The 5,761-nt window shown below is 46.4% G+C and carries 7 protein-coding genes; 3 read left to right on the top strand and 4 right to left on the bottom strand.

Annotated features, from left to right (window positions below; all coding sequences use genetic code 11):
- Both RMO52_RS20825 and RMO52_RS20830 read left to right on the top strand, forming a co-directional pair.
- Positions 1-663 (top strand): 6-carboxytetrahydropterin synthase (locus tag RMO52_RS20825; RefSeq protein WP_310418109.1); only part of this gene is annotated, 663 nt, incomplete at its 5' end.
- Between the two features lie 355 nt (positions 664-1,018).
- Entirely contained in the window at positions 1,019-1,471 is a 453-nt protein-coding gene (locus tag RMO52_RS20830) for a CAAD domain-containing protein (protein WP_309741880.1), read from the top strand.
- A gap of 178 nt (positions 1,472-1,649) precedes the next feature.
- Here RMO52_RS20830 and RMO52_RS20835 read toward each other — a convergent pair whose 3' ends face one another.
- The 4 genes from RMO52_RS20835 to RMO52_RS20850 form a co-directional block, all read right to left on the bottom strand.
- A complete protein-coding gene (locus RMO52_RS20835; RefSeq protein WP_310418112.1) occupies positions 1,650-2,165 on the bottom strand; it encodes a tetratricopeptide repeat protein in 516 nt (171 codons plus the stop codon).
- A 466-nt stretch (positions 2,166-2,631) separates the two neighbouring features.
- A complete protein-coding gene (gene argB, locus RMO52_RS20840) occupies positions 2,632-3,510 on the bottom strand; it encodes an acetylglutamate kinase (RefSeq protein WP_310418115.1) in 879 nt (292 codons plus the stop codon).
- A 275-nt stretch (positions 3,511-3,785) separates the two neighbouring features.
- Positions 3,786-4,040, bottom strand: a complete 255-nt coding sequence (locus RMO52_RS20845) for a DUF4351 domain-containing protein (RefSeq protein WP_310418120.1) — start codon at positions 4,038-4,040, stop codon at positions 3,786-3,788.
- Positions 4,041-4,068: 28 nt separating this feature from the next.
- Positions 4,069-4,617 carry an Rpn family recombination-promoting nuclease/putative transposase gene (locus tag RMO52_RS20850; RefSeq protein ID WP_310418123.1) on the bottom strand — a complete coding sequence of 183 codons (549 nt, stop codon included), beginning with the start codon at positions 4,615-4,617 and terminating at the stop codon, positions 4,069-4,071.
- A 196-nt stretch (positions 4,618-4,813) separates the two neighbouring features.
- On the opposite strand from RMO52_RS20850, the gene leuB reads away from it, so the two are divergent.
- On the top strand, positions 4,814-5,761 hold a 948-nt coding region (gene leuB, locus RMO52_RS20855; protein WP_310418126.1), incomplete at its 3' end, for a 3-isopropylmalate dehydrogenase.

The following is a 5,761-nucleotide window of genomic DNA, read 5'->3' on the forward strand; positions in this document are numbered from 1 at the left end:
GTCATCAAAAAAGAAGTTACCGGACAACTAGACTATAGCTTTCTCAACGATGTGTGGCCAGAATTTGGACAAACGCTCCCCACCACCGAAAATATTGCTAGGGTAATTTGGCAGAAGCTAGCACCGCATTTTCCGCTCGTCCGCATTCAGTTATACGAACATCCCGAACTCTTCGCAGAATATACAGGTAAAGACATGGAAGCATCATTGACTATCGGTACTCACTTTAGCGCAGCGCACCGACTCGCGTTGGAGAGCCTAACACTCGAACAAAATAGTGAGATTTATGGCAAGTGTGCGCGGGTAAATGGACACGGACACAATTATCATCTCGAAGTCACCGTTACGGGCGAAATCGACGCTCGTACGGGGATGATTGTCGATTTGGTGAAGCTCCACGAACTAGTCGATCAACATGCTGTCGAACCTCTCGATCATACCTTCCTAAACAAAGACATTCCACATTTTGCCAAAGTCGTACCGACAGCCGAAAACATTGCTGTCTACATCGGCTACCAAATCGAGCAGCCGATTCGGGAACTCGGCGCACAGCTCCACAAAGTAAAACTTATCGAGAGTCCCAACAACTCCTGCGAACTGCTCTGGAGCCAAGATTTTAGCAATCTGGCAAGCCGTCAATTAGCTACAGCAGCAGTACGTTAGCACTGACGTGGTAGAATCTCATTCATTCTATTACAGCCAGTTTACAGTCAAACCCGATGTCGATCGGTAATAATTTTCAATACAGATCGACCGATCGGGCGATCGAAGATTGGGGATGGTGCGTTTATAATGTAAACAATAAATTGATTGTCGGACTCGATCCATACAGTATCGGCAGCTTGGCTAGTAGCTAGGTTTTGGTGTAATTATGTTACTCTCAGATTAGTTTTACCCTGAGATCGAGTAGCTAAAACTGATAAAATTTGCATAATTAATTGTTTCGATCGCTATGTTCAGCACAAATCGATGACGATTTACCAAGCTCTGTCAATTTTGAAATAAGGACTAATAAAATATGAGCGATACACCAGAATCTACTCAATCCGTAGAAACTTCCACAATTGATATTCCCGCAAATCCCCTGGGATTAAACACTGGAGCAGGCTCTATTACCAAAGTTTCACCCAATCTATCGACAGCCGATTTACCTGATTGGGCGAAGCAAGTGACGGATGTGCTTGCCGAACTCCCGACTTATCTCGGTCAAATTTACAAAAGTAACAAGAGTGCTGTAATTACGCTGGGGTTATTTTTTGGGATTATTGTCGGTGTCAAACTGACGCTAGCCATTTTATCGGCAATTAATGAAATTCCGCTACTCGCACCTACTTTTGAGTTGGTAGGCATTGGATACACTGGCTGGTTTGTGTATCGTTATTTACTGCAAGCTTCGACTAGAAAAGAGCTGACTGACGAAATCGATAGTTTCAAATCAGAAGTTCTCGGCAATAAAAACGGTAACTCCTAGTACCAACGGTTGAATGATTTTCAACCAATCTCGATACCACCGAAGCTATTTCGGTGGTATTTTATTTTTGGGTGAGGGTAGCAAAGATCTCCTCACCTCACTAAAACAGGAATTTCGATCTCAATCGCTAATTTAATTTCCAGCAGCTCGTAAATTTGCCAGTGTAGAGCAACTACCATCAGCCTTTCGCCATTACCCACAATCCCATTAGCGTCATCATCGTCACAATTAAGGCGATCGAGATGAAGTTATTATCTTTGGTATTGACCTGACTCAGATCCACAGGTGCATATTTTTCTTCGAGCGATCGCGGTGGTGCTGGCGATGGGGCAGTAGGTGTACGATTGACACCAGGTTTGCCATCTTCACCTTCTAAATGTGATAGATCGGGAATTTGCGTCAGCCACTCGTCCCGCCGCGTCAATTCAGGAGCCTGCATGATGTACAGCAATCTTTTACTCGCCTGACGAGTTTCCAAATTGGGATGGTTGGCGAGTTTTTGGCACAGCGCTTTAGCTTCAGAAATTTGTCCGGCGGCTTCAAAGGCGGTAACGAGCCATACCTGTACTTCACCGCCAATCTTGCTATTGGGTTGCACTTGTGCCACCGCAGCCAATAAATATTTAACAGCTTGGCGATATTGTCCCCGCTCGAAGGCGATTTGTCCAGATTGATAGTCGGTATCGAAGGTCATTTCGATTTTTAAGATGTGATAACTTTACGCTTGAAATCTACGATGTGGGCAATGCACCGAGTTATTAGGTAATTGTTCGCAAGTAAAAATGCTCGATCGCATTAATAGTCCTTCACGACACGTAGTCATCCGATCTTAGCTAATACTGATGAAAGGATGCAAGCACTCAACAGGTAAACAAGTCGGCACATAATTTTAATCACTAGTAAAGACTCTACAACTCTACTGGCAATCTCCCATAACCCTTGTGGTGGGCACTGCCCACCCTACTGGCTAAAAATGTGGGTAAAGCGATTCTCTTTCAGAGAGGCTGCGCCAACGCTCAAAATGTTACTCATTGTATTTTTCAGCGTTATGAATGCCCACAGTTTTAGTCGTGTCGTCCCACTACAAGATAATTACCTCTTACCTCTTACCTCTTACCTCTTACCTTTTACCTCACAACATCTGTCACCCCAATTCGACATTATTGCCCCATTCCAGAAGAAACAATCATCGAGCCAGTACCCGTATCTGTGAAAATTTCGAGTAATAGCGAGTGCTGCAATCGCCCATCGATAATATGTGCGGCTTTGACACCTTGCGCGAGCGAGCGGACACAGCAGGTAAGCTTGGGAATCATCCCGCCGCTGACGGTACCATCTTCAATCAGCGCCCGCGCACCTTGGATATCCAACTGGCGAATTAGAGTATCTGGATCTTTAAAATCGCGCATCAAGCCGGGGGTATCCGTCATCAAGATCAGTTTTTCAGCTCCCAGCGCCGCAGCAATTTCACCAGCAACTGTGTCCGCATTGATATTATAAGCCTGTCCGTTTTCATCAGCAGCGACACTCGACACGACGGGAATATAACCACTCTTGACTAAAGAGTTGAGAATGTCTACATTCACGCCACTTACTTCACCTACAAACCCAATTCCCTCGCGTCCATCGGGACGTGCGATGATTAAATTGCCATCTTTGCCACACAAACCTACTCCGTTACCACCAGCCTGATTGATTAACGCGACGATTTCTTTATTGACGCGTCCGACTAACACCATTTCGACGACATCCATCGTTGCCGCATCCGTTACCCGCAAACCATCTTTAAATTGCGGCTCGATGCCCAGTTTCTCCAGCCAACTATTGATTTCTGGCCCCCCACCATGCACCAAGACGGGACGAATACCAACGCAGGACATAAAAATCAGATCCCGAATCACCCGATCCTTGAGGGTACTATCTTTCATCGCAGCACCGCCATATTTGACCACTACGGTACGTCCGGCGAATTTTTGGATGTAAGGCAAGGCTTCACTTAAAACCCGCACGCGGGTGGCATCTTCGTTGGAGTGGGTCATGAATTAGGGTGTGGGAGTTTGGCGATCGGTATTGGCACTAGCCAAGATTTTAGCAGTTTAGCTTGTGTCTAAAACGATCGACTTGTAGCGGCAGTCAAATACCGATCGTGTTATTGCGACATTGTAGTTAGTGGGCTTGAACTATGATTTATCGGATTGGATGATGAACCAAGATCGCGCTCTAGCAAATCGTCATAGTCCATCTGCTAATTCAGTCTAATCATAGTTCAGACAACGAAAATACACAGGCTGCAAATGCTCGATCTTCGATCGAACTATGAGACTCGATCGATCTGATTAGCATCCAACCAAGCCATTAAATCGCTCATCTGACTGAAATCCAACAACGCCTCACCCAAATCCTCCAACCGCAACAGAGGTAAAGCTTTAACTCTCATTTCAACTTCTGGCAACACATTCCCCACCCGTCGATTTAGCAACCGCAAAATTAAAGCTTGTGTTGCTTTTATTTCTCCCTGCTGCTCGGCTTCTCGATAAACTCTAGTTTGTTCTAACTCAATTCCTAACATCGCATCCACCTCATCTCTACTTAGATTACTAAACTTGTAAATGATAATCGTTGATACTAACAAAGGTTATATCCTGGCTGCCTTGTGCCCGTTGGATTAAGCCCCTAGCGACAGATGTAGCCTGTTCGCCCTCCAGCGTAGTCAATACCATCAAGCCTAAGCCTGTTGGTAAGTTTTCCACTTCACCCAGCTCATCCAAGTACACGGGCTGAATTCGTCCATTGTCCAAGAATTCTCGCGCCATGTCGGTGCGAGATTGTTCTGTGTTTCTAGTCGGATAAATTACCACCGCTTGCCAATTGGCAAATCGTTCGCGGTTGCGATAGGTGTAAATAGCAATCTCACTGAGCATCCGTTCATACAGCAGCTCGTCGAGCTGGAACTGCACCTCGCAGAAATAAACTATTCCGGCTCGATTGGGTGGTAAAAATACCCCATCGATCCGAAATGCCGTTTCCTTCACCTCGATTGACTCAAAGATATAGCTTTGAGCATTTGCTGGCGGCTGCGGCAATAAATCGAACAATAAAGTGGGCGACTGCCGGAATAACTGGTAGAAAATTGAATCGCGGCGCATAATAAATTCTCGCTTGATGAGATGGGATTATTTTGGTGCGTTACGCTCCGCCATAGCACACCCTATTGTTTGGAATATTATTTTTTCCAAAACCTAAAGCCTAAAGCCTAAAACCTAAAGCCTAAAGCCTAAAGCCTACCCTCTAAGTCCCGATCGCCAGTAGAATATCAAGTTATCGATACCCATAGCAAGCAACATGAGTCAAACTTATCGCATCACACTTTTACCTGGAGATGGGATCGGCCCCGAAATTATGGCGGTGGCGGTAGATGTGTTGGCGGTTATCGCTAAACAAGAGGATTTGAATTTTGAATTTACCACGGCGCTAATTGGTGGAGCGGCGATCGAAGCCACGGGCGAACCCTTGCCAGCAGCCACTTTAGATACTTGCAAGCGAAGTGATGGGGTACTACTAGCAGCTATCGGCGGTTATCAATGGGACAATCTGCCGCGTCACTTGCGCCCAGAGACAGGCTTATTGGGCTTGAGAGCGGGTCTGGGTCTATTTGCCAATTTGAGACCTGCGGCAATTTTACCCCAGCTTATCGACGCTTCTACCCTCAAACGGGAGGTAGTCGAAGGGGTCGATATCATGGTAGTCCGAGAACTTACTGGCGGCGTGTATTTTGGCGAACCCAAAGGGATTTTCACGACGGAGACTGGTGAAAAGCGGGGTGTGAATACGATGGCATATACTGAAAGCGAGATCGATCGCATTGCCAAAGTCGGGTTTGAAACTGCCCAAAAACGGACGAAAAAGCTCTGTTCGGTAGATAAGGCGAATGTGTTGGAAGTCTCTCAATTATGGCGCGATCGAGTAGTGGCGATGGCTCCCAATTATCCTGATGTCGAACTGACGCACATGTATGTCGATAATGCGGCGATGCAACTCGTGCGCGCGCCCAGACAGTTTGATACGATCGTCACTAGCAATCTATTCGGCGACATCCTTTCGGATGCGGCGGCGATGTTGACAGGTAGTATTGGGATGTTGCCTTCGGCGAGTTTAGGTGCGACTGGTTTGGGCGTATTCGAGCCAGTTCATGGTTCGGCTCCCGATATTGCAGGCAAAGATCTCGCTAATCCGTTGGCGCAGGTGCTGAGTACCGCCATGTTACTGCGCTATGGACTAAACCAATCTGCC

The organism is Chamaesiphon sp. OTE_8_metabat_110 (assembly GCF_031382685.1).
GTDB lineage: Bacteria > Cyanobacteriota > Cyanobacteriia > Cyanobacteriales > Chamaesiphonaceae > Chamaesiphon.

What these genes read in the sequence shown, in the direction of transcription:
- RMO52_RS20830 (WP_309741880.1), top strand. Translation starts at nt 1,019, where the DNA reads ATGAGCGATACACCAGAATCTACTCAATCCGTAGAAACTTCCACAATT.
- RMO52_RS20835 (WP_310418112.1), bottom strand. Translation starts at nt 2,165, where the DNA reads ATGACCTTCGATACCGACTATCAATCTGGACAAATCGCCTTCGAGCGG.
- argB (WP_310418115.1), bottom strand. Translation starts at nt 3,510, where the DNA reads ATGACCCACTCCAACGAAGATGCCACCCGCGTGCGGGTTTTAAGTGAA.
- RMO52_RS20845 (WP_310418120.1), bottom strand. Translation starts at nt 4,040, where the DNA reads ATGTTAGGAATTGAGTTAGAACAAACTAGAGTTTATCGAGAAGCCGAG.
- RMO52_RS20850 (WP_310418123.1), bottom strand. Translation starts at nt 4,617, where the DNA reads ATGCGCCGCGATTCAATTTTCTACCAGTTATTCCGGCAGTCGCCCACT.